17 protein-coding genes are annotated in these 21551 nt (G+C 47.6%); 14 read left to right on the forward strand and 3 right to left on the reverse strand.

All coding sequences use genetic code 11. The annotated features are described in order from the left end of the window. Nucleotides 1-15: 15 nt before the first annotated feature. The 13 genes from AC51G0_RS06710 to AC51G0_RS06770 all read left to right on the forward strand — a co-directional run bounded on the left by AC51G0_RS06710 (nt 16) and on the right by AC51G0_RS06770 (nt 17541). Nucleotides 16-1104: an ABC transporter ATP-binding protein gene (locus AC51G0_RS06710; RefSeq protein WP_496301887.1), complete on the forward strand. Its 1089-nt coding sequence runs from the start codon at nt 16-18 to the stop codon at nt 1102-1104. Continuing rightward, entirely contained in the window at nt 1094-1963 is an 870-nt protein-coding gene (locus tag AC51G0_RS06715; RefSeq protein WP_496301284.1) for a carbohydrate ABC transporter permease, read from the forward strand. The genes AC51G0_RS06710 and AC51G0_RS06715 overlap by 11 nt, the downstream gene beginning before the upstream one ends. Before the next feature lie 3 nt (nt 1964-1966). Further along, nucleotides 1967-2767 (forward strand): carbohydrate ABC transporter permease, encoded by an 801-nt coding sequence (locus tag AC51G0_RS06720; RefSeq protein ID WP_496301285.1) that lies wholly within the window; start codon nt 1967-1969, stop codon nt 2765-2767. An 11-nt stretch (nt 2768-2778) separates the two neighbouring features. After that, nucleotides 2779-3051 carry a DUF2160 domain-containing protein gene (locus AC51G0_RS06725; RefSeq protein ID WP_496301286.1) on the forward strand — a complete coding sequence of 91 codons (273 nt, stop codon included), beginning with the start codon at nt 2779-2781 and terminating at the stop codon, nt 3049-3051. 45 nt (nt 3052-3096) lie between these two features. Next, on the forward strand, nt 3097-4803 hold the full coding sequence (locus AC51G0_RS06730) for an ABC transporter substrate-binding protein (RefSeq protein WP_496301888.1): 1707 nt from the start codon (nt 3097-3099) through the stop codon (nt 4801-4803). Between the two features lie 638 nt (nt 4804-5441). Then, on the forward strand, nt 5442-6581 hold the full coding sequence (locus AC51G0_RS06735; protein WP_496301287.1) for a helix-turn-helix transcriptional regulator: 1140 nt from the start codon (nt 5442-5444) through the stop codon (nt 6579-6581). A gap of 350 nt (nt 6582-6931) precedes the next feature. Further along, nucleotides 6932-8977 (forward strand): CHASE3 domain-containing protein, encoded by a 2046-nt coding sequence (locus AC51G0_RS06740; RefSeq protein WP_496301288.1) that lies wholly within the window; start codon nt 6932-6934, stop codon nt 8975-8977. 552 nt (nt 8978-9529) lie between these two features. Next, nucleotides 9530-11350, forward strand: coding sequence for an FG-GAP repeat protein (locus tag AC51G0_RS06745; RefSeq protein WP_496301289.1), 1821 nt, complete (start codon nt 9530-9532; stop codon nt 11348-11350). Between the two features lie 598 nt (nt 11351-11948). Next, the gene (locus AC51G0_RS06750; RefSeq protein WP_496301290.1) at nt 11949-13706 is read left to right on the forward strand and encodes an ABC transporter substrate-binding protein; all 1758 of its coding nucleotides are present in this window, start codon (nt 11949-11951) and stop codon (nt 13704-13706) included. A 16-nt stretch (nt 13707-13722) separates the two neighbouring features. Continuing rightward, nucleotides 13723-14676, forward strand: coding sequence for an ABC transporter permease (locus tag AC51G0_RS06755; protein WP_496301291.1), 954 nt, complete (start codon nt 13723-13725; stop codon nt 14674-14676). Nucleotides 14677-14688: 12 nt separating this feature from the next. Beyond that, nucleotides 14689-15582, forward strand: a complete 894-nt coding sequence (locus tag AC51G0_RS06760) for an ABC transporter permease (RefSeq protein ID WP_496301292.1) — start codon at nt 14689-14691, stop codon at nt 15580-15582. Between the two features lies 1 nt (nt 15583). Beyond that, entirely contained in the window at nt 15584-16570 is a 987-nt protein-coding gene (locus AC51G0_RS06765; protein WP_496301294.1) for an ABC transporter ATP-binding protein, read from the forward strand. Next, the gene (locus AC51G0_RS06770) at nt 16567-17541 is read left to right on the forward strand and encodes an ABC transporter ATP-binding protein (RefSeq protein WP_496301295.1); all 975 of its coding nucleotides are present in this window, start codon (nt 16567-16569) and stop codon (nt 17539-17541) included. The genes AC51G0_RS06765 and AC51G0_RS06770 overlap by 4 nt, the downstream gene beginning before the upstream one ends. 76 nt (nt 17542-17617) lie before the next feature. Here the strand turns inward: AC51G0_RS06770 and AC51G0_RS06775 are convergent, their stop codons facing one another. Continuing rightward, nucleotides 17618-18544, reverse strand: coding sequence for a histone deacetylase family protein (locus AC51G0_RS06775; protein ID WP_496301296.1), 927 nt, complete (start codon nt 18542-18544; stop codon nt 17618-17620). A 104-nt stretch (nt 18545-18648) separates the two neighbouring features. Between AC51G0_RS06775 and AC51G0_RS06780 the strand changes: the two genes are divergently transcribed. Next, complete coding sequence (locus AC51G0_RS06780; protein ID WP_496301297.1) at nt 18649-18990, forward strand: histidine triad nucleotide-binding protein; 342 nt, start codon at nt 18649-18651, stop codon at nt 18988-18990. A gap of 76 nt (nt 18991-19066) precedes the next feature. Here AC51G0_RS06780 and AC51G0_RS06785 read toward each other — a convergent pair whose 3' ends face one another. Further along, nucleotides 19067-19990, reverse strand: a complete 924-nt coding sequence (locus AC51G0_RS06785) for a DMT family transporter (protein WP_496301298.1) — start codon at nt 19988-19990, stop codon at nt 19067-19069. Nucleotides 19991-20162: 172 nt separating this feature from the next. Beyond that, nucleotides 20163-21491 carry a CoA-disulfide reductase gene (locus AC51G0_RS06790; RefSeq protein WP_496301299.1) on the reverse strand — a complete coding sequence of 443 codons (1329 nt, stop codon included), beginning with the start codon at nt 21489-21491 and terminating at the stop codon, nt 20163-20165. Nucleotides 21492-21551: the final 60 nt, after the last annotated feature.

Below are 21551 nucleotides of genomic sequence, written 5' to 3' on the forward strand. Positions count from 1 at the left end.
TTGGCTCATAGCTACATGAAGAGTCCACAATGCAATGACGATTATGCGATTCGCCGAATGAACCATGTATGGGCGGATGGTGGTGCATATGCATTACTTGGCCCTTCAGGCTGTGGTAAAAGCACCATGCTGAATATTATCTCTGGTTTACTCCTACCATCGGAAGGTTCTGTCAAGTTTGACGGAGTGGAAGTAAACAACCTGGAACCACAGGAACGTAATATTGCTCAGGTTTTCCAGTTCCCGGTGATCTACGACACGATGACGGTGTTTGATAATCTTGCCTTTCCACTGCGTAATATGAAGGTTCCAAAAGCTAAAATTAACTCAAAAGTCTCTGAAATTGCAGATATTTTAGAGCTGACGCCTGTCTTAAACAAAAAAGCGCGTAATCTCACAGCTGATGAAAAACAGAAAGTGTCGATGGGACGAGGCCTCGTTCGTGATGATGTATCAGCGATCTTGTTTGATGAGCCGCTAACGGTCATTGATCCGCATTTGAAGTGGAAATTGCGTCGGAAACTAAAACAGATCCACGAGCAGTTTGACATCACGATGGTCTACGTGACCCACGATCAACTCGAAGCGGCAACGTTTGCCGATAAAATTGCCGTTATGCACGACGGCAAAATCGTCCAGTTTGGTACACCGCGCGAATTGATAGAACGACCTAATCATACTTTTGTCGGCTTTTTCATTGGTAGCCCAGGCATGAACATCTTTGATGTATCAAGGGCCAAAGAGGGTGCAGTGACCATTGGTGACATTCGAGTAACGCTCTTTACGACTCAGTTAGAAGCATTGGCAAAGACCGACAGTAATAACATCAAGATTGGCATCCGCCCTGAATTTGTCCATGTGTGGGCTAAAAAGCACAACAATGCCTGGCCCGCTCAGATAACGCATCTCGACGATCTGGGTACTTATAAAATCCTGACCGTGAAGTTGGGTGAGCAATACCTGAAAGCTCGTCTTACTGAAGATGAGGAAGTGCCCGTCCGAGATGTCTGGATCAGCTTCCCTTCACAGTGGGTTAAGCTCTACATTGATGAATACTTGGTAGGTGAAGAAGCTGAACAACAAGGGGGGCATAATGCAGGTTAAAACGGAAAACAACCGCGCATGGTGGTTAGTGTTGCCTGTCTTCTCTCTGGTTGCTTTCTCCGCCATTGTGCCGCTGATGACCGTTGTTAACTACTCAATTCAAGATATTTTTGATCAAAGTACTGCTTATTTCGTTGGAGCAGAATGGTACAAAGAAATTCTCAATGATCCTCGATTGCATGACTCGTTGATCCGACAGTTTGTTTACTCTACCTGTGTACTGCTTATTGAAATTCCGCTGGGTATTATGGTTGCCCTGACTATGCCGAGCAAAGGTATTAAGTCCTCGATCGTACTGATTGTGCTCGCTGTTCCTTTGCTGATCCCCTGGAATGTAGTCGGTACCATTTGGCAGGTTTTTGGCCGCGCTGATATCGGCTTGCTAGGCTGGTTTCTTAATGAAGTCGGTATCGATTATAACTATGCCTCTAATCCGGTAGATGCCTGGGTGACGGTGTTGGTCATGGATGTATGGCATTGGACCTCACTAGTTGCTCTGTTGTGCTACTCAGGCTTACGTTCTATCCCTGATGTCTACTATCAGGCCGCGAAGATTGATCGTGCCTCGAACTGGGCTGTATTTCGCTATATTCAGCTCCCCAAGCTGAAAAACGTATTATTGCTCGGTGTGCTGCTGCGCTTTATGGACAGCTTCATGATTTACACCGAGCCGTTTGTCCTGACTGGCGGTGGCCCTGGTAACGCTACCACCTTCTTGTCACAGGCACTGACCAAAATGGCTATTGGCCAGTTTGATCTTGGCCCGGCAGCGGCCTTCTCGATTATTTATTTCCTGATCATATTACTCGTCAGCTGGATGTTCTATACAGCAATGACCGTAATGGATAAGGAGAAATAAACTATGGTTAAACCTAAAACCCTTGGCCTGCTAACGTATATTGTGTTTCTGATGTTGCCAATCTACTGGCTCCTGATGATGTCATTTAAGACCAATGAAGAAATTCTGGGTGGGCTATCGTTCTGGCCAGAGAACTTCACATTTGCCAATTATATGGTGATCTTTACTGACCCAGCGTGGTACAGCGGTTACTTGAACTCACTGACTTATGTTTCGATGAATACCGTTATCTCATTGCTGGTTGCCTTGCCTGCCGCTTATGCATTTTCCCGGTACCGATTCATTGGTGACAAGCATTTGTTCTTCTGGCTGCTGACAAACAGAATGGCGCCACCCGCCGTCTTTCTTTTGCCATTTTTTCAGCTTTACTCCTCGGTAGGGCTGTTTGACACCCATATTGCCGTTGCATTGGCACACTGCTTGTTTAATGTGCCACTTGCGGTATGGATTCTTGAAGGGTTTATGTCAGGTGTACCGAAAGAAATTGATGAAACGGCCTACATTGATGGTTACAGCTTTCCGAGATTTTTTATGCGGATTTTCCTTCCAATGATTAGATCGGGGATCGGGGTAACTGCTTTCTTTTGTTTCATGTTCAGCTGGGTCGAGCTCCTACTGGCGCGAACACTAACCTCAGTGAATGCTAAGCCGATTGTCGCCATCATGACTCGTACAGTTAGTGCATCCGGTATTGATTGGGGGGTACTTGCTGCCGCTGGAGTGCTCACAATTTTACCTGGCTTGTTAGTTATCTGGTTTGTCCGTAACCACGTTGCAAAAGGTTTCGCGCTAGGTCGCGTATAAGGGGGAACATAATGAGTTGGATGGCATGGACTCTACCTAGTGCATTGTTTTTTATAACCATTGCATGCATTTTGATAGTAATGACAACTTTAGAGATCTTCAAACCGTGCGTTGAACGAAAAGGCTTTTTGCCAATTAGTACCACTCGTGGGGATAGATTGTTCATTGGCCTGCTGAGTAGTGCTTATATCCATCTGCTTTTCATCGGAACAACCGACTTCACTGTATGGATACCATTGGGTATATCGGTTGTGTGGCTCACACTTGTTCTTCGTTGGGGATAAGGACAATCAATAAACAGGAGTTCACATATGAACCTAATGTCAAAAATGCCAAGACATGTGACATTCAGTTTGATTACTTGCTTGCTGTTGCCACTTGGTGTTTATGCCGATCAATATAATGACGCTGCAAGAAAATGGCTTGAAAACGAATTCACTCAGTCGTCACTCTCACCGGAAGAGCAATATAAAGAACTGACCTGGTTTGCCAAAGCCGCAAAACCGTTTCGCGGTATGAAAATAAAAGTCGTTTCTGAAACTATTACCACTCATGAATACGAATCAAAAGTGCTGACTAAAGCTTTTGAGGAAATCACGGGGATCAAGGTAACACACGACTTGATTCAAGAAGGTGATGTGATAGAAAAACTACAGACTGAAATGCAGTCAAATCGCAGTATCTATGATGCCTACGTAAATGATTCCGACCTGATAGGAACCCATTTCCGTTATGGCAAAGTGATCCCTATTAGCGACTATATAAAGGGTGAAGGGAAAGATGTGACGTTGCCTACACTGGATTTGGATGACTTTATCGGTCTCGAGTTCACTACAGGTCCAGATGGCAAAGTATATCAACTCCCTGATCAGCAGTTTGCCAACCTATACTGGTTCCGTGCTGATTGGTTTGAGCGCGAAGATCTACAGAAACAATTCAAAGAACTTTACAGCTATGAATTGGGTGTCCCAGTGAACTGGTCAGCCTATGAAGATATTGCTGAGTTCTTCACGGTCCATGTCAAAGAGCTCGATGGTGAGAGCGTTTATGGCCATATGGACTATGGGAAGAAAGATCCGTCGCTCGGTTGGCGTTTTACCGATGCTTGGTTCTCAATGGCTGGCGCGGGTGATACAGGTATTCCAAATGGTAAGCCTGTCGATGAATGGGGCATTCGTGTTGATGGCTGTCGCCCTGTAGGGTCCAGTGTATCACGAGGTGGTGCTACAAATGGCCCAGCGGCGGTTTATGCAACCACTAAATATGTCAACTGGCTACGCAAATATGCACCACCCGAAGCACAAGGTATGACCTTTTCAGAAGCTGGCCCTGTTCCCGCGCAAGGTAACATCGCACAGCAAATCTTCTGGTATACGGCTTTCACGGCTGATATGACCAAACCAGGCCTTGCCGTTGTAAATCTGGACGGTACACCGAAGTGGCGTATGGCCCCATCGCCCAAAGGCCCATACTGGGAAGAAGGTATGAAGCTAGGTTACCAGGACGCAGGCTCATGGACATTGATGAAAACCACAGATCCAATGCGCCGTAAGGCGGCATGGCTGTATGCTCAGTTTACTGTAGCAAAAACGGTCTCACTCAGAAAAACGTTAGTGGGCCTAACTCCAATTCGTGAGTCAGATATAAATTCCGATGCGATGACAGAGGTTGCCCCAAGGCTGGGGGGGCTGGTTGAATTCTACCGTAGCCCTGCTCGCGTACAGTGGACACCAACCGGTACGAACGTTCCTGATTACCCAAAGCTGGCGCAGCTTTGGTGGCAATACATTGCGGAAGCAGCGAGTGGGGAAAAATCACCGCAAGAAGCACTAAATGGTCTGGCTACCGCACAAGACAAAGTATTGAAGCGCCTTGAACGAGCTAACGTGCAAGGAGAGTGCGGCCCGAAACTCAACAAAAAGCGAGATGCTGAGTACTGGCTTTCTCAACCGGGTTCACCCAAGGCGAAACTTGCTAACGAGAAACCTCAGGGTAAAACCATCAAATACAGCGAATTACTAAAATCTTGGCAGTAGTAAGTTGTAAAAGTTCAAGCCTGCACTTTTATAACTCATGGGGGAGGGTTCAAATCCCTTTCTCCCCGCCATATTCTAAAGCCTTAGCAGAAATACTGGGGCTTTTTCGCTTTGCAAAGTAGGGTTCAAATCCTCTAATACCCAAAGCGCTCTGCCATAATAAATAAGGAAAAGTCGTTGATTATCAACGGCTTTTTATTTCGAGGTGTTCTGGCTTACAGATAACGCAACATCTTGATCTCTTCCAAGTTGTTGTAAATCTTCATCCATGATCCCGTGAAAACTACAACTTACTCTGAACGAGTCTATTCAGTCCAAACAGCACTCAGGCGCTCTTGGATGCAGGCTATGATAAACGGCTGCGGTTTCTTCTGGTAATTGTTCAAAGAAAGCGCTGAGAACATGTGATGTCCGACCGTATTCAACTCATATACAGTCAGAATCAAAGAAAGCATAATTGCATGTATATCCGCATATATCATAAGGAATAAATAGTATGCAACTTTACGTATAGTTTTGGGAGCTAGTTCACTGATTGTAATGACTGATGGGTTACTATTTGCCCTAATAATACGAATAAATTGGAAAGGCTAGAATGATATATCAGCTATTTAGCTTTGCGTTGTCGGTGTCTCCCGATGGTTAACGATAGACTCAATGATTTAGTCAACAAACTATATGCTTCACTTTTAGAACAAGATAGTTTTCAGTCATTTATAGCGTCACTCATCAAAGCTTGCCAGTTCCGCTCAGCTGCTGTTGTGATCGTTAATCAGTCAACAGGTACCGCCAAGGCTATATGGGCACAGGGCTTTGATGTCAAATGGCAACAAATATACGAAAAAGAGTTTAAAGATCAGGATCCTCTTTTAGAAATGGTCAAGGCTTCACCTGTCGGGAAATTTGTCTATATAACAGAGGAATTTGTTCAACAGGAAATCTTTATAAAAAGTGATTTCAATCAAAAATGGCTAAAACCACAAAACATTGCTTATGCCGGAGGCATAACCTTGGTGCAGGAAGGTGATTGGATAACCCAACTATTCGTGCAGCGATCCCAATTTGACGGCCCTTTTAATGAACAAGATATTGAATTAATCAATAAGCTCATTCCTCACTTACAACATGCGGCTCAGATCTTTCAGCGCCTGTATGAGTCTGGTAAGAACAGTCTGTTAGCTGGAAGTTTATTTGATAATGTTCAAATTCCGGTACTGCTTCTCGATGTTTTCGGCAATGTATGCCACCAAAATCGCAAAGCAGACGTCTTTTTTCGCCAGCAGACTCTGTTAAAACAAATAAATAAGCGTTTGTCATGTATTGACAGTCAGAATACAAGCCATCTTGAATCTGCTATTTACGCCTCCATCACACATAAAAACAATTCCCTGCAAACCGTCGAAACTTTTCATATTAATAATGGATTGGATCGTTCAATCTCCCTCATGATCACCCCACTACACAATCAACAAACTGACTGGGCTGTGGGGGCGGCAGTCTATGTTTTCGATACGCGAGAAAGGTCAAATATTTCCCGCAGAGCACTTAACTCACTCTTTCAGTTAACAGATGGTGAAAGTCGTGTATGCCAAGCGTTAGTTACAGGCAAATCACCTGCCGAAATAGCACTATCTCTCCACTATTCAATTGAAACTGTCCGCAGCTACTTGAAACAGGCCATGAAAAAAAACGGTACGTCGAGACAAAGTGATCTCGTTGCCCTGATACTTTCCAGCCCGGCATTTTTTTACCCTGCAAGAGAGTTAGAACTGTCATAACACTGCAAGGAAACGTGTTTAAGTTCACATTTTTGCAACATGCCCCAAAATGGGGACAGGTAATAACAATAGTTCCCACCTAGACTCTAAAGAAGTTGAAATGTGTATGTTTTTTTAACCTTTTATGGGTTTCAGAGGGAATTACATATGCTCATTAGTAACAGGTTGTCCTGTATGTTGGATTTAGCTTGCTCTGTTTTGTTGGGGTGGGGGCTCATTTATCTCACAGGTGGAAATTCTCATAGTGCCAACAGCCAAATTGTATAACCACCCACTTTACCGTTATCTGTGCCAAGCCCTTTTCTGAGCTGTACGAATAAGAAAACAAATGGATTTTGGAAGGAACAAAAATGATTGGCAATAATATCAAGTTACGCACCAAACTAGTGACTGGCTTCGCCATTCCTGTCGTGGCGTTCATAATTATGGCGATAGTGGTATACAGCAGCGTGAACTCCTTGTTGAGGGCAAATCACTGGGTAGATCATACTCACAAGGTGATTGGCGAAGGCAAGGCCATACTCTCCAGTATGGTGGACATGGAAACCGGGATGCGCGGTTTTTTGGTTGCTGGCAAAGAAGAATTTTTGGAACCCTATAATGCTGGCCAGCAGGTCTTCACCAAAACCATTTCCGAACTGAAGCTGACGGTGAGCGACAACCCTAAACAGGTAGAACGACTTGGCGTTATCGAGCAAATGAAGGCTAAGTGGGTCTCCGAGGCCGCCGAGCCACAGATCAACGTGCGCCGGGAAGTGGTCAAGAGCGAAGGGGCAGTCAAGCGGTTTAAGGAACTGTCGGCTCGCACCGTAGGCAAGGAGAAGTTTGACGGTCTGCGCGCGGCACTGGCTGAGGTTGACAGGGAGCTGATCCGGCAAGAGGATCTGCAGGGGCGTTACATATTGCAAGCCATCCTTATGGATATGATCAACCAGGAGACCGGCCAACGAGGCTTCTTGTTATCGGGCCAGGAGGCCTCACTGGAGCCTTTCGTTAAGGGGCAGAAGGAATTTTCCCGTCATGTCTGGGAGTTACGTACACACTTAGACCGCGCCTTATACAATACCTCTTCGCTGCAAGATACATTAAGTCAAGCAGTCATCTTGGCTGAAGACTGGGTTAAAGAAGCTGCTGAACCAGAGATCGAAGCTCGGCGGGAGATGAATCGGGTGAGTGCTACTCTGGACGATGTCACCGCTTTGATCGAGACAGGCAAAGGCAAACGCAACATGGACGCTATCCGTGACAAAATTCATGAATTCATTAACGAAGAGAATGGACTTATCGGAGTGCGTGCCCAGGAGGCCGACGATATCGCTTCTATGACCATCAGCTTGGCTATCATCAGTGCCCTTTTCTCTGCCATCATTGTCAGCATATTGGGTTTCTATATCATTCGTAGTGTGCAGCAGCAGGTGGGGGGAGAGCCGGATCTTATGGCTGACATCTCCCGACGAGTAGCCGACGGCGATCTAAGCATGGTGCTGAACAATACCGGTACAGAAACAGGCATCTACGCTGCCATGCGCGATATGACAGAACGGCTACGCGCCATGTTGGCCAAGATTTCCGAAGCTGCAAACTCGCAGACCGCTGCGGCCGAAGAGTTGGGCACCATCACCGAACAGACGAACCAAAATGTTCAAGTGCAAACCAGCTCCACTGATCAAGTGGCAGTCGCCATCGATCAGATGCAGGCTACTGCCGTAGAAGTGGCAAACAGCACCACCGCTGCGGCTGAGTCTGCTAATCAGGCTCGAAAATTGGTGGATTTGGGCAATCAAAAGGCGGAAGAAGCCGCCGGAGAGATACAACAGCTTTCAGCTAATCTCGATGATGCGTCCAATGTTATCCAGGGATTGGCCAGCAGTGCGGAGAGCATCTCCAACATTCTTGACGTAATCAAGGGCATCGCGGATCAAACTAATCTTCTGGCACTTAACGCCGCCATCGAGGCTGCCCGTGCAGGTGAACAAGGGCGAGGCTTTGCCGTTGTGGCTGATGAGGTACGTTCCTTGGCGCAGAACACGCAAAACTCCACCTTCGAGATAGAAGCTATGATCGCTAAAGTGCAAGATGGAGCCAAGGCCTCGGTGCAGTCCATGACTAGCGGTCAGCAACAGGCGGATAGCATTGTTGGTCAGACGATGGATGTAAAAAATGCCCTGACGGAGATCAAGGCTGCAGTAGACAATATTACCGATATGACCACACAGATTGCTAGTGCCGCAGAAGAGCAAAGTGTCACTGCTAGTGAGGTGAGTCAGCGTGCTGTAGAGATCCGGGAGCAGTCTGTACAGACAGGCACCGGTGCCCAGCAAATTGCTGCGTCTACAGGAGAGTTGTCCCGATTGGCCATTCAACTGAACGAAGAAGTATCGCAATTTAAGGTGTAAGCGTTGAGGCGCGATATCGTTTTAGATAGCGCGCCTCATCCATATTTTAACATGATGAAATATTAGCAAAATCTTAATACCATTTGATGCGGTAACTAAGTCGACTAACTTGATGGGGCGGAAACGAGCCTGAAATTAGCGGTTTTGGCTGTGGATATTGAGGTTGCCTGAATGGCCTCCTTAACACGTAATGGTTATAAATAGAATTATATAATGTCAAGTGTGCTCCTCAAATGTTCAACCTGATTTAAGGTTTATTAGGTATGCATTAATTCGGTGTGTAAATGTTCTTGCTGTTTCTGAAATAGTTACAGTAAATAATTGTCACCATTGCTTAGAACTGCCGTTTGTTTTCGGAAAAGGTGTTTTACTGCTTTGGGTATTCGCCCTCGTTGATCCCATACATTATTAACTGTTATAGCCGATTTTTACCGATCTGTTCTACCCTCCTTATTGGTCACCTATGTTTGAATGTATTTAATGAATCCAAAAATACCGATTCACTGAATACAAAATCATACCTTTACCTTAATTCAACCAATGGGTGTCTAAATGAAAAAAGGAATTTTTGTTTTACTCTCTGTTATATTATTTGGGTGTGGTGGGGGAGGTGGTTCAGAGACAATCCATTCACCAACTCAGACTGCTGCGCCTAAAAGCTTCAATATTGAAACCATTCAAGCCAGTGTGACAGGAGTTAAGACCTTTCAGCTAACATGGGGCGTAAGCCAAGGCGCAACGTCTTATCAAGTTTGTCTAAAAAATACATCTAAGCCTGATAATTGTGAAGCTCTTGGTGTGCCTGTTTCTACCACTCAAACTGAGATTACATTAGATAAAGTGTTGCTAAATGATAAGTTGGATTTCTTTATAATGGCATCAAATATAGTGGGAAAAACGTCTAGTAATGAAAAAATACCGGATGCTACCGCTATAACTGCGGCTATTGGCTATTACAAAGCCTCAAACCCGGAAGCAGGGGACTATTTTGGCACTTCCGTGTCTTTAAGCGCTGACGGCGCCACCTTGGCGGTCGGGGCTTTTGGTGAAGACTCCAATGCCACAGGGATTGGCGGTGATCAGACGGATAACAGTACGACCGGTTCGGGGGCGGTGTATGTGTTTACCCGTATCGGCGGGGCATGGACGCAGCAAGCGTATGTCAAAGCTTCAAATCCAGATATGGATGACCAGTTTGGCAATTCCGTGTCTTTAAGTGCTGACGGCACCACCTTGGCGGTCGGGGCTTATGGTGAAGGTTCCAATACCACAGGGGGTGACGGCGATCAGGCGGATAACAGTGTTCCCTATGCGGGGGCGGTATATGTGTATACCCGTACCGCTGGAGCATGGGCGCAGCAAGCGTATATCAAAGCCTCCAATTCAGATGCGGATGACAAATTTGGTTATTCCGTGTCATTAAGTGCTGACGGCACCACCTTGGCAGTCGGGGCTCATGGTGAAGACTCCAATGCCATGGGGGCTGACGGCGATCAGGCGGATAACAGTGCTGACCATTCGGGGGCGGTATATGTGTTTACCCGTACCGCTGGGGAATGGACGCAGCAAGCATATGTCAAAGCCTCCAATACGGAAGCAGATGACAGATTTGGCTATTCCATGTCATTAAGCGCCGACGGTACCACCTTGGCAGTCGGCGCTCATGGTGAAGACTCCAATGCTGTGGGGATTGGCGGTGACCAGACGGATAACAGTGCTGAGTACTCGGGGGCAGTGTATGTGTTTACCCGTACCGCTGGGGGATGGACGCAGCAAGCATATGTCAAAGCCTCCAATACGGAAGCAGATGACGGATTTGGCGAATTTTCCGTATCTTTAAGCGCTGACGGAGCCACCCTAGCGGTTACGGCTCCTGGTGAAGACTCCAATGCCACAGGGGTTGGCGGCGACCAGGTGGATAATAGTGTTGACGACTCGGGGGCGGTATATGTGTTTACCCGTACCGCTGGGGAATGGACGCAGCAAGCATATGTCAAAGCCTCAAATCCGCAAATAATTGACTATTTTGGCAGTTCCTTGGCTATAAGTGCTGACGGCACCACCTTGGTGGCCGGGGCTTATGGTGAAGACTCCAATGCCGTGGGGGTTGGTGGGGACCAGACGGATAACAGTATTTTCTATTCGGGAGCCGTGTATGTGTTTACCCTTACCGACGGGGTATGGACACAACAAGCGTATGTCAAAGCCCCCAATCCAGGAGTGAGAGACGGTTTTAGCTTGGTTATGTCTTTAAGTGCTGATGGCACCACGTTGGCGCTTGGGGCTCACGGTGAAGACTCCAATGCTGTGGGGATTGGCGGCGACCAGGCTGATAACAGTGCTAGCGGATCAGGGGCGGTGTATCTCTATTAAAGTTTTTATCATTCTTATTTCCCCGTTACATAAAAAAATCCCTGGCTGAATTGTCAGGGCTTTTTTTTATGGTTTGTCCCGCTCCAAAAAACAACCCTCCCTTATTTACACATAAAAATTAATTCACTTGGATATTGAAGAATAAAGTCAGGTTGAATTGACCAGCCTTTTGCGTCGCACCACTGTAAGCTGCCGCCACAGTTATAGCAGTCATCTGTATAAAACCTGTATTCCCATCAAGCCTAGCTTTTACTTACAGCCGATCTGTAATGGGAGTAGGCAATGTCCATTACTAAATTGGCATAATCCACTTTTATATGGACGTTGATGATTGATTAAAATTTGTCTTACCTCCCATTTGTGCTGCAAGTTTCTATAGTTGTTGTTTCATATGGTGTAATGTTCTTTTTATAAATTGCGGCTTGGCACTCTGGCGACAACTTGATGCCAGAGATTATTCGAGCGGATCCTCGATTGCCGTGACTATTTACAGTCGCTTGCTTCGGCCCAGTTTAGAGTAGGAAATGACTATTCCTGCTCAGGTATGTAGCACTCATGGAAGCAGTTAAAGCATGAGATTTAATTAACAGGAAGTTATATGAAAAAGTTCACTTTGTTACCGCTGGCGGCGCTTGTGGCCTCTAGCTTGGCTATGGCGGATGACATCAAGGTCTTGAAGTTCTCTGAAGACGGAGCCCCAACCACCTTTGACCCGGTCCAATCGGGCACGACTTATGCCAATACTGTCACTACCGCCGTTTATGACACGCTTTACGAATACAAATACTTGAAGTCTCCCTATGAACTAAAACCTAGTCTGGCTGTGGGAATGCCTCAAATCTCTGAAGATGGTTTGATTTACACCATTAAGTTAAAGCAAGGCGTTAAGTTCATTGATGATCCAGCATTTGCGGATGGAAAAGGACGTGAACTGACAGCTGACGATTTTGTATATTCGATAAAACGTCATTTCGATCCGAAAAACCGCTCCCAGGGGGCGTGGCTGTGGACGGGCAAGATTGTTGGTTTGGATGATTGGAAAACCCACGGCTCTGACTATGCGAAAACGATTGAAGGCCTCAAAGCCTTAGATCCTCACACGGTGCAAATTAAGCTGGTCAAACCCTTCCCTCAGCTCACTTATACATTGGCGATGGGCTTTTCCGGTATTGTGCCTGTGGAAGCCGTTAAAAAGTATGGTCGTGAGCTGTCTGTACATCCCGTGGGATCTGGCCCATTCAAGCTGGTATCACACAACAACACCAAAACAGTCCTTGAAAAAAACACCAACTACCGTCAAGAAACCTTTGACGTAGCCGGGGCTGGTTACGATGAAAAAGTACACGGGTTTACCGGTATCGCCGAATTAGATGGTAAGACATTACCTATTGTTGATCGTGTTGAGCTTAACTGGGTGAAACAAGCTTCAGCGCGTTGGAACTCCTTCAGTAAAGGAACTGAAATTGTAAATACAACACTGCAAAATGAGCAGATGAATGAAGTGCTGGCGAGCAAGAATCCAGTGAAACTCAAGCCTGAGTATGCCGAGAAGTTTAACTTCCGCGTGAACCCTGAAGCAGGCCTGGTTTACAACTTCTTCAATTTTGATGATGAGTATTTCGGTTATTCTGATGATCCGGAAACCAATGCAGCCAATAAGGCACTGCGCTGTGCAATTGTGAAGTCGTTTAACTGGCCGCAGCGGGTTTCTCGCTTTTACCTAGGTATTGGCGAAGCCTATCCTGGTTTTATTGTTCCGGGGACTGACGGTTTTGATCCCAATATGGACCCATCTTCTATCCAGCAAGATATAGCTGGTGCAAAGAAGCTGCTGAAAGAGCACGGCTGGAACAAGAAGACCCTACCAGTATTGCACTACCCAGCGATATCCAGCACACGACATAAACAGTTCTTTGAACAGTATCGGGGTAATTTGACCAAGATCGGCTATCCGAAAAACAAGATTAAGTTTAAGTCGTATGCGACCTTTGGTGATTTCAACAAAGCCGTCAAGATGAGCAAGACGCAGCTCGTACCTATGGGATGGGGGTTGGATTATCCGGATGCGGAGAATACCTTGCAGTTGTTTTACGGGCCAAACCGTTCTCCGGGCTCCAATGGTTCGAACTACAACAACCCTGAATTCAATAAGCTATATGAACAAGCCGCGGTGATGCAGCCTAGCCCGGAACGTACCGAGCTCTACAAGCAGATGAACCAGATGGTGGTTGATGACTGCGTAGGTATTGGTGGCTACTCACGCACCCGTATCCGTATGTGGAACAAGAACGCCGTTATGTGGCCTCAGCGTGATGTTGTGGGCAACTACCTAAAATATGTTGATGTCAAATCATAACTAAAGCTGGGTCATTATGGAGATTTTAAAACACTGTTTCAGAAAGCTGATGTACAGCATTCCACTGCTTTTCGGGGTGACTCTGATCAGCTTCATTCTGATGGTATATTTCGGGCCGGATAAGACCTATGACTTGCTGGGCCGTAACCCCACCATCGAAGAGATCAACGAGATCCGGCACCAGCTGGGTTATGACCAACCTTTTTTTGTACGCTACTTTGAGTACGTCAAAGAAGTGCTGATATTTGACTTTGGTTATTCCGACTCCACTGGCGAGAGGGTGACATCGATTTTGGCCAAGACTATTCCGGTCTCGATTGCCTTGCAGCTGCCGGGGTTTATTCTTGGCAACGTGTTAGGGATCTTGCTGGCGCTGTTTGCCGCTATGCACAGATCGACCTGGCTTGATAAGCTGATTATGTCATCCTCTGTGGTCGGTATGAGTATCTCGTACCTTATCGTGATCATTACGACACAGCTGATTTTCTGCTCCAGTTATGGCCTGAACCTCTTCCCAGTCTATGGCTGGGAAGTGAACTCACTTTCAGATTATCTCTACTACATAACGGTACCGACCATTTCCTCAGTGTTTGTCGCCTTGGGCTACAACACCAGGTTCTACCGTGCTGTGATTGTTGAAGAGACTACCCGAGATCATGTCCGCACAGCCAAGGCTTTTGGCCACAGTGCCAGCACGATTTTGTTCAAGCATGTCCTGAGAAATGCATTGGTTCCTATTGTGACCCGCATTGTGTTTTCCATTCCCTTTGTGGTGGTGGGGGGCGCGCTATTGCTGGAGAGCTACTTTGGGATCCCGGGGGTAGGGCTGACTGCCTACGATGCGATTACTACGGGTGATTTACCTGTATTAAAGGCAATTATCGTATTGACGACAATCATGTTTATTCTGGTTGTGAGCTTGGTGGACATTTTGTACCGCGTCGTCGATCCGCGTATTTCACTTAAATAAAGGACCATAGCAATGTCGGATACATTGATGGAGCAGGGAAGTAGCGCGGTGGTAGTGACAAAACGTGAATCCCTTTGGACTAAAGCCTTTTCTAAATTTATTCGCGATAAGGTCGGCATGGTAAGCCTGTCTGTCGTTGGGTTGTATCTCTTACTTGCTATTTTGGCGTGGCTTGGATTGATTGCCCAAGGGTGGGATGAACTTCTGGCTGACGGACAAATGGGGCCGACGGCCGAGTACTGGTTCGGCACTAATATTAACGGGCAGGATATTTTCCAACGCGCTATTTACAGTACTAAAACAGCGTTTGAAGTGGGACTGACTGTCGCGGTTGTGGCAACGATCACGGGGGCCTTGGTGGGTTCGACCACCGGATATTTTTCAGGTACGTGGATTGACGAGTTATTTCTATGGCTGATGAACTGTCTTGACTGTATTCCATATTATTTGATGGTGGCAGCCTTTGCTGTGGCCTTGGCAGACAATCCTTACGCTATGCATATCGCAATGATGTCCTGTTTCTGGATGGGGACGGCGCGATTGGTGCGGGGGGAGGTTATCAAGCTGAAAAATATGGAGTTCGCCGAAGCCGCTCGATCATTGGGGGTGCCGGTGTACCGGGTGATCTTCAAGCATCTGCTGCCTAACACTTCACACATCTTGCTGGTGGAGATGACGTTGCTGTTCATCACTGCGATTAAAAGTGAGGTGATCTTAAGTTTCCTCGGTTTAGGCGTGAAAGATAGCATTAGCTGGGGACTCATGATTGCTGAGGCCAGTGGCGAGGTAACGGCAGGGCATTTTTGCAACTTCTTTGCCGCTTCAGGCATGCTGTTTGTACTCGTGTTGGCTTTCAACATGTTCTCTGATTCGCTGCAAGACGCGCTGGATCCAAGGAAGATTTAATATGTCTGAGCAAATCCCACTGTTATCGGTGGATAATCTTACGGTTGAATTTAAAACCGACAAAGGCACGGTTCGCGCGATCAACGGAGTGAACTTTAAAGTTATGCCGGGTGAAACGGTGGCTATCGTCGGCGAGTCTGGCTGTGGTAAGTCAGTGAGCTCGCTGTCGATTATGGGCCTGGTACCATCGCCGCCGGGAAAAATTGTCGATGGTAGTATTACCTTCAAGGGACGCGAGCTTGTCGGGCTGAGCGAGAAAGAGTACCGCAAGGTTCGCGGTAACGAGATCTCGATGATCTTCCAGGAGCCGATGACGGCGCTCAACCCGGTGCTGAAGATCTCGACCCAGATGGTCGACGTGATACGGCTCCATAACGATGTCAGCAAGAAACAGGCGCGTGCTCGGGCTATCGAGATGCTTGATACTGTTGGGATCCCTTCGCCAGAGAAAAGGATCGATCAGTATCCTCATGAACTCTCTGGAGGAATGCGTCAGCGGGTGATGATTGCCATGGCACTATCTTGTGGCCCTGATCTGCTACTAGCTGATGAACCGACGACGGCTTTGGATGTAACGATTCAGGCCCAGGTGATGGATGAGATGGTTCGGCTGCAAAAAGAGCTGAACATGGCGGTCATTTTGGTTACCCATGATTTGGGTGTGGTGGCTGAATCTTGCCAGCGCGTGGTGGTGATGTACTGTGGTCAAATTATTGAGGAAGGACCGGTAGAAGCTATCTTTGCCAACCCGAAGCATCCCTATACCAAAGGACTGCTGGAATCGATCCCGGTAATACGGGACAAAAAGATCCCTCGTTTGCCAACCATCAAGGGGGTAGTACCCGATCTGCTGCATCTGCCAGACGGCTGCCGCTTTGCTGATCGCTGCGACAAAGTACACGCCCGGTGCCATGACGCGATTCCTGAGTTGAATGGGGATGAAATGCATAAGGTCGCCTGTTTTAGCCCGAATGGAGATGCCCAATGAGCGAAGTATTGTTAGAGGTAAACGGCCTGAAGAAGCACTTTTCGGGCGGCAGTCGCTTTTTTGGTACGCAGGCAGTTTGTAAAGCGGTGGACGATGTCAGTTTTAGCATCAAACGAGGAAAAACGCTCGGTCTAGTGGGTGAATCAGGGTGCGGTAAGTCGACCTTGGGACGTTGTGTGCTACGGCTACATGAGCCGACCTCCGGTGAGGTGAGGCTGGAGGGGCTGGATATCTCTCAGCTAAGTGGTCGCGAGCTAAAAGCGATGCGGCGTGATATGCAGATCATTTTTCAAGATCCCTATGCTTCGTTGAATCCGCGCATGACGATTCATGAGATCCTGCGAGAGCCTTTGGATACTCACAAAATTGGGACTGAAGAAGAGCGGGAAGCAAAAATTGCTGAAGTGATGGCCATTGTTGGTCTGCGCCCGCAGGTGTTGAACCGTTATCCCCATGAATTTTCAGGTGGTCAGCGACAACGGATCGGTATTGCCCGGGCGTTGGTATTAGAGCCAAAGTTCATTGTTGCCGATGAACCGGTATCAGCATTGGATGTGTCAGTGCAGGCTCAGGTGCTTAACTTGATTGCGGAGCTGCAAGAGAAAAAGGGTATTTCCTTCTTGTTTATTGCCCATGACTTGGGTGTTGTACAGCATATCTGTGATGAAGTTGGGGTGATGTACCTTGGCAGGATTGTTGAAAAAGCGCCAGCGGAAGTGCTTTACCGTAATCCTAAGCACCCTTATACCCAGGCATTGTTGTCAGCAATTCCAATCCCCGATCCTACTGCCAGCAAAGAGTCGATGAAGCTGCAGGGGGATGTGCCTTCACCTTTGGCACCACCAAGCGGATGCACTTTCCGGACTCGTTGCCCTCATGCTATGAGTCGGTGTAAGGAGGAACGGCCAACGGCTCATAATACTGGTGAACAAGGAGGGGAACATCTCGTTGCTTGTCACTTGTTTGATTAAAGCGCTAAAATCCAAAGCATAGCTTTACCTAAAGGCCAGCAATATACCGATTGGATGTTGCTGGCCTTTTCAATATTCAGTTATTACTCGCCAAAACGTCTATATGGGTATGGACACTGTAGGCCAGGGCCTGCAAGTCATACCCTCCTTCCAGTACAGACACAATCCTATTTTTGGCAAAGCAAGCTGCCGCTTCAGCGATGAGGTTGGTTACCCAGCGGTAGTCACTTTCATCAAGCAGAAGCTGCCCAAGCGGATCATCTTTATGAGCATCGAAACCGGCTGAGACAAAGATCATTTGTGGTTGGTGGCGGTGCAGAGCCGGTAGCCAGTCACGCTCAACAGTACGGCGAAACTCGCTGCCTTTGGTTCCGGCGGGCAACGGCGAATTGATAATGTTGGGCCGCTGGATATCATAGTACCTAAGGGGATAAAAAGGGTGCTGAAAGGTTGAGCATACCAGTACCTCTGGCCGATCCTTGAAACAATCAACCGTGCCATTGCAGTGGTGGACGTCAAAATCAAGGATGGCGACTCTTTCTATCTCAGCATGGCTTAGCGCATGTTCAACCCCAACCGCGATATTGTTGAGAAAACAAAACCCCATGGCAGTGCTTCTTTCGGCATGGTGCCCGGGAGGCCGTACGGCACAAAAGGCGTTGGTGATCTCTTTGTCAAGCACCATGTCGGTTGCCATGGTTACTGCGCCGGCGGCTAGGCGCGCAGCTTGCATGGTGTGAGGGTTGAGTGCTGTATCGGGATCGGCGTAAACCAGCCCTTTTGTAGGCTGTAGGCTGTCAAGCCAGTGGATATAGTCTGTAGGATGGACCTTCTCCAACATCTGTTCAGATGCGGGTTGGGCTGCTAACCACTTTACTCGGTCGCCGAGTTCAGTTGATGCCAGATATTGGGTTATGGCCCCCAGCCGCTCTGGACATTCGGGATGATCTTCACCCATCGTATGTTTTAAGTAATCTCCATGGGTGATAAAGGCTGTAGTCATAGCAGATCATGCCCTCTAGCGTCTGCAGATAGGTATAAACTTTCACCACTAGGTGAACTGCTTTTAACTATAGTTGAATGTACCAACTCAGAGGGAGGATTCTAATGGACTGTATTTTCTGCAAAATCGCAAGCAAAGCGATACCGTCTAAGCTGATCTATGAAGATGAGCAGATTGTCGCTTTTCATGATAATGATCCCCAGGCCCCGACACATATTCTTATTGTTCCACACCAGCATATTGCCACCATTAACGAGCTGGATAAGGAAGATAGTGCTCTGATTGGCCACATGGTTTTGACAGCAACCAAGCTGGCTAAGGATTTGTCACTGGCTGAGGATGGCTACCGACTAGTTTGGAACTGTAACCGCCAGGGGGGGCAGGCGGTATTTCATATTCACCTGCATCTTCTCGGTGGCCGTAGTATGCATTGGCCTCCGGGTTGAGACAGGCTTTTTTATTGTTAGCACCGGACTGTGCGCTTTGGCGCTAGCAGTCCGGCACAAGCTTTCAAGTTGTAGGTTAGCTAGACGTTCTGTGGCGACGAATAGCCATGATCAGCGATGAACCACCAATCATTACCATCATTGAAAGCATCACAATAACTACGCCAAAACCGACATGAGACCAAGGCTCGATATGGCCCAGAGCGCGATTTACCAATAACACCATAACCGGGATCAGGTAGGTGTAAGCGGATACTTGTTCCGGGGCCAGAGATACACTGCCTTGCTGGAACAAAAAGAAGCTCAGTGCTGTCGCAAAAACAGCTAAGTATCCAATACCGAGCCAGATATCAAATGAAATGGCAGACCAGCTTGTCGAGACCAGCTGCGGAGCTGCACCTAGCGTAAGTAGCCCTGTGGCACATATTAGCGTCCAGCAGGTCATATGGGTGATCGACTCACCACGGTAAAACTTCTTGACCACAATTGGGTTCAGCGCCATTGCCATACAGCCGAGCAGATAGATTTTATTAGAAGACGTCAGGGCTATAGAGCCCGCCGCTGATAAATCGCCTCGGAAAATGATCAATCCAGCGCCCAGCATACCGCCAAGTAGGGCAACGATAACGGTCAATGGGGTGCGGCGTTTAAAGATAACAGCGGCCAGTACGGCACTCATGAGTGGAACTGTCGTATACAGCGCGCTGGTATCAAGCGCACTGGTGTCCTGCAACGCGATAAACATGGTCACGAAGTAGGTCAGTGCCGGGAGGCAGATCAGCGTATAGCGGGCAAAGTCTTTCGCACTTGGAATGCGAAACTGCTTTTGGCCAATCATTAAGCCAACAAAGAGTAAACTGGCCAATAGGTAACGCACCCAGGTAACAACCAGAGGGTTCAACTGCGCAGTGATGTGGCTACCAATCGGGAACGAAAGGCTGATCAGAGCCGTAAAGGCAAACATCTTCAGGTGCGCAGTGTGGCTGGTTGTCATTGTCATAGGCAAGTTACTCGTTAAAAAGGTGATTAGGATCAAATTGCGGGCTATTTAACCAATACTTGACCCATTGGTCAACAAATTTGTGATGTTTATCACGCGCCTAATACGGTTTGGCCAGGAACTCATATAGATGAGATCCTAGCCATTTGGTTTTTATCGCAGCAGTGCGGCGTTACTTGGCAACATTACCAGCGACGTTCATGACATCCCAGGTGCGAGCAAACGGTGGAGCATAGGCAAAGTCCATCATGCCAAGCTGCTGGGTGGTTAGCCCGGCTGTAATGGCCACCGCCATGGCATCAATACGGTGAACGGCACCTTTGCGACCGATCATTTGGGCACCCAGTACCTTTTTCGACTCTGCTTCGTATACTAGCTTCAGGTAGATATCAGACTGGCCTGCACAATAATTGGTGTGGCATTTGTCTTTGATCACCACTGTTTTGTAATTGATCCCCGCAGCCTGTGCTTCAGGCTCTGAAATACCGGTACGGCCAGCCTCAAGCCCTAGTACCTTGACGCAGCTGGTACCGAGCGAGCCAGGGAAGGTCAGTGCCTTGCCTGCAATATTTTCGCCGATCAGACGGCCGAGCTTGTTGGCACCCGTTGCCAGCGGGATGTATACGTTTTTTTGCAATACCGCATGCCAGATGCTGGCACAGTCACCTGCTGCCCAGACATCGGAAAGTGAGGTACGGCCTTGTTGGTCGATACAGATTGCCCCATTAGGCAATGTTTCAATGCCTGTTTCTTTTAGGAAAGCGGTATTAGGCCTAACACCTGTGCACACGACGACCAAATCTGTCGGGTAGAGCTCTTTGTCAGTTTTGATTGAGGTGACCTTGTCATCACCGAGCACTTCACTGAGTGATTCGCCAAGGTGAACCTCAACGCCAGCAGTCTGAAGCTCCGTTAGGAAGTGCTCGCTAATTTCGACGTCGAATGCATCGGGGATCAGGCGCTCGGCGCGTTCAATCAAGCGCACTTTCTTGCCCTGGTGGATCATGGCTTCAACAACTTCAAGGCCGATAAAGCCAGAGCCAATAACAGTAACATGTTCACAGCCAGGCTGGTTAATTGCCGCTTTTAGCGATAAGCCATCATCCATACGGCGCAGGCTATGGACACCTTGTTTGTCGAGTCCGCTAACAGGCGGTAGTACTTCACTGGCACCGGTGGCGATCATCAGGCGGTCGTAATGGGTGGTGAATATCTCTTCACCGTGCTGGACTGCCAGTTTTTTGCTCTCGGCATCGATATTGATAACTCGATGCGATGTCAGTACTTGTACTCCGCGCTCGGCAAATTGTGCTGGGGTGAATTCAGCCATGTAGTTATGGTCCTGGAATTCATCACCAACAAAATACGGTAGGCCGCAGGCACCAAAGGAAATGACTTCAGAGGCTTCATAAACAACGATTTCGGCATCACGGTCAACTCGTCGCGCTTTGGCTGCTGCGCTCATTCCTGCGGCTTCACCGCCAATAATTACAATCTTCATGGTTGTTTCTCATTATTATGTGGGAAAGGGAGACCGGAGCCTCCCTTTGAATCATTATTG

The organism is Photobacterium sp. HL06, from assembly GCF_059552575.1.

Excerpts from the sequence above, each read along its gene's own strand:
- AC51G0_RS06790 (WP_496301299.1), bottom strand. The coding sequence starts at position 21,491 with ATGAAGATTGTAATTATTGGCGGTGAAGCCGCAGGAATGAGCGCAGCA.
- AC51G0_RS06780 (WP_496301297.1), top strand. The coding sequence starts at position 18,649 with ATGGACTGTATTTTCTGCAAAATCGCAAGCAAAGCGATACCGTCTAAG.
- AC51G0_RS06775 (WP_496301296.1), bottom strand. The coding sequence starts at position 18,544 with ATGACTACAGCCTTTATCACCCATGGAGATTACTTAAAACATACGATG.
- AC51G0_RS06770 (WP_496301295.1), top strand. The coding sequence starts at position 16,567 with ATGAGCGAAGTATTGTTAGAGGTAAACGGCCTGAAGAAGCACTTTTCG.
- AC51G0_RS06755 (WP_496301291.1), top strand. The coding sequence starts at position 13,723 with ATGGAGATTTTAAAACACTGTTTCAGAAAGCTGATGTACAGCATTCCA.
- AC51G0_RS06715 (WP_496301284.1), top strand. The coding sequence starts at position 1,094 with ATGCAGGTTAAAACGGAAAACAACCGCGCATGGTGGTTAGTGTTGCCT.
- AC51G0_RS06765 (WP_496301294.1), top strand. The coding sequence starts at position 15,584 with ATGTCTGAGCAAATCCCACTGTTATCGGTGGATAATCTTACGGTTGAA.
- AC51G0_RS06725 (WP_496301286.1), top strand. The coding sequence starts at position 2,779 with ATGAGTTGGATGGCATGGACTCTACCTAGTGCATTGTTTTTTATAACC.
- AC51G0_RS06730 (WP_496301888.1), top strand. The coding sequence starts at position 3,097 with ATGCCAAGACATGTGACATTCAGTTTGATTACTTGCTTGCTGTTGCCA.
- AC51G0_RS06745 (WP_496301289.1), top strand. The coding sequence starts at position 9,530 with ATGAAAAAAGGAATTTTTGTTTTACTCTCTGTTATATTATTTGGGTGT.
- AC51G0_RS06740 (WP_496301288.1), top strand. The coding sequence starts at position 6,932 with ATGATTGGCAATAATATCAAGTTACGCACCAAACTAGTGACTGGCTTC.
- AC51G0_RS06750 (WP_496301290.1), top strand. The coding sequence starts at position 11,949 with ATGAAAAAGTTCACTTTGTTACCGCTGGCGGCGCTTGTGGCCTCTAGC.
- AC51G0_RS06760 (WP_496301292.1), top strand. The coding sequence starts at position 14,689 with ATGTCGGATACATTGATGGAGCAGGGAAGTAGCGCGGTGGTAGTGACA.
- AC51G0_RS06735 (WP_496301287.1), top strand. The coding sequence starts at position 5,442 with ATGGTTAACGATAGACTCAATGATTTAGTCAACAAACTATATGCTTCA.
- AC51G0_RS06720 (WP_496301285.1), top strand. The coding sequence starts at position 1,967 with ATGGTTAAACCTAAAACCCTTGGCCTGCTAACGTATATTGTGTTTCTG.
- AC51G0_RS06785 (WP_496301298.1), bottom strand. The coding sequence starts at position 19,990 with ATGACAATGACAACCAGCCACACTGCGCACCTGAAGATGTTTGCCTTT.
- AC51G0_RS06710 (WP_496301887.1), top strand. The coding sequence starts at position 16 with ATGAAGAGTCCACAATGCAATGACGATTATGCGATTCGCCGAATGAAC.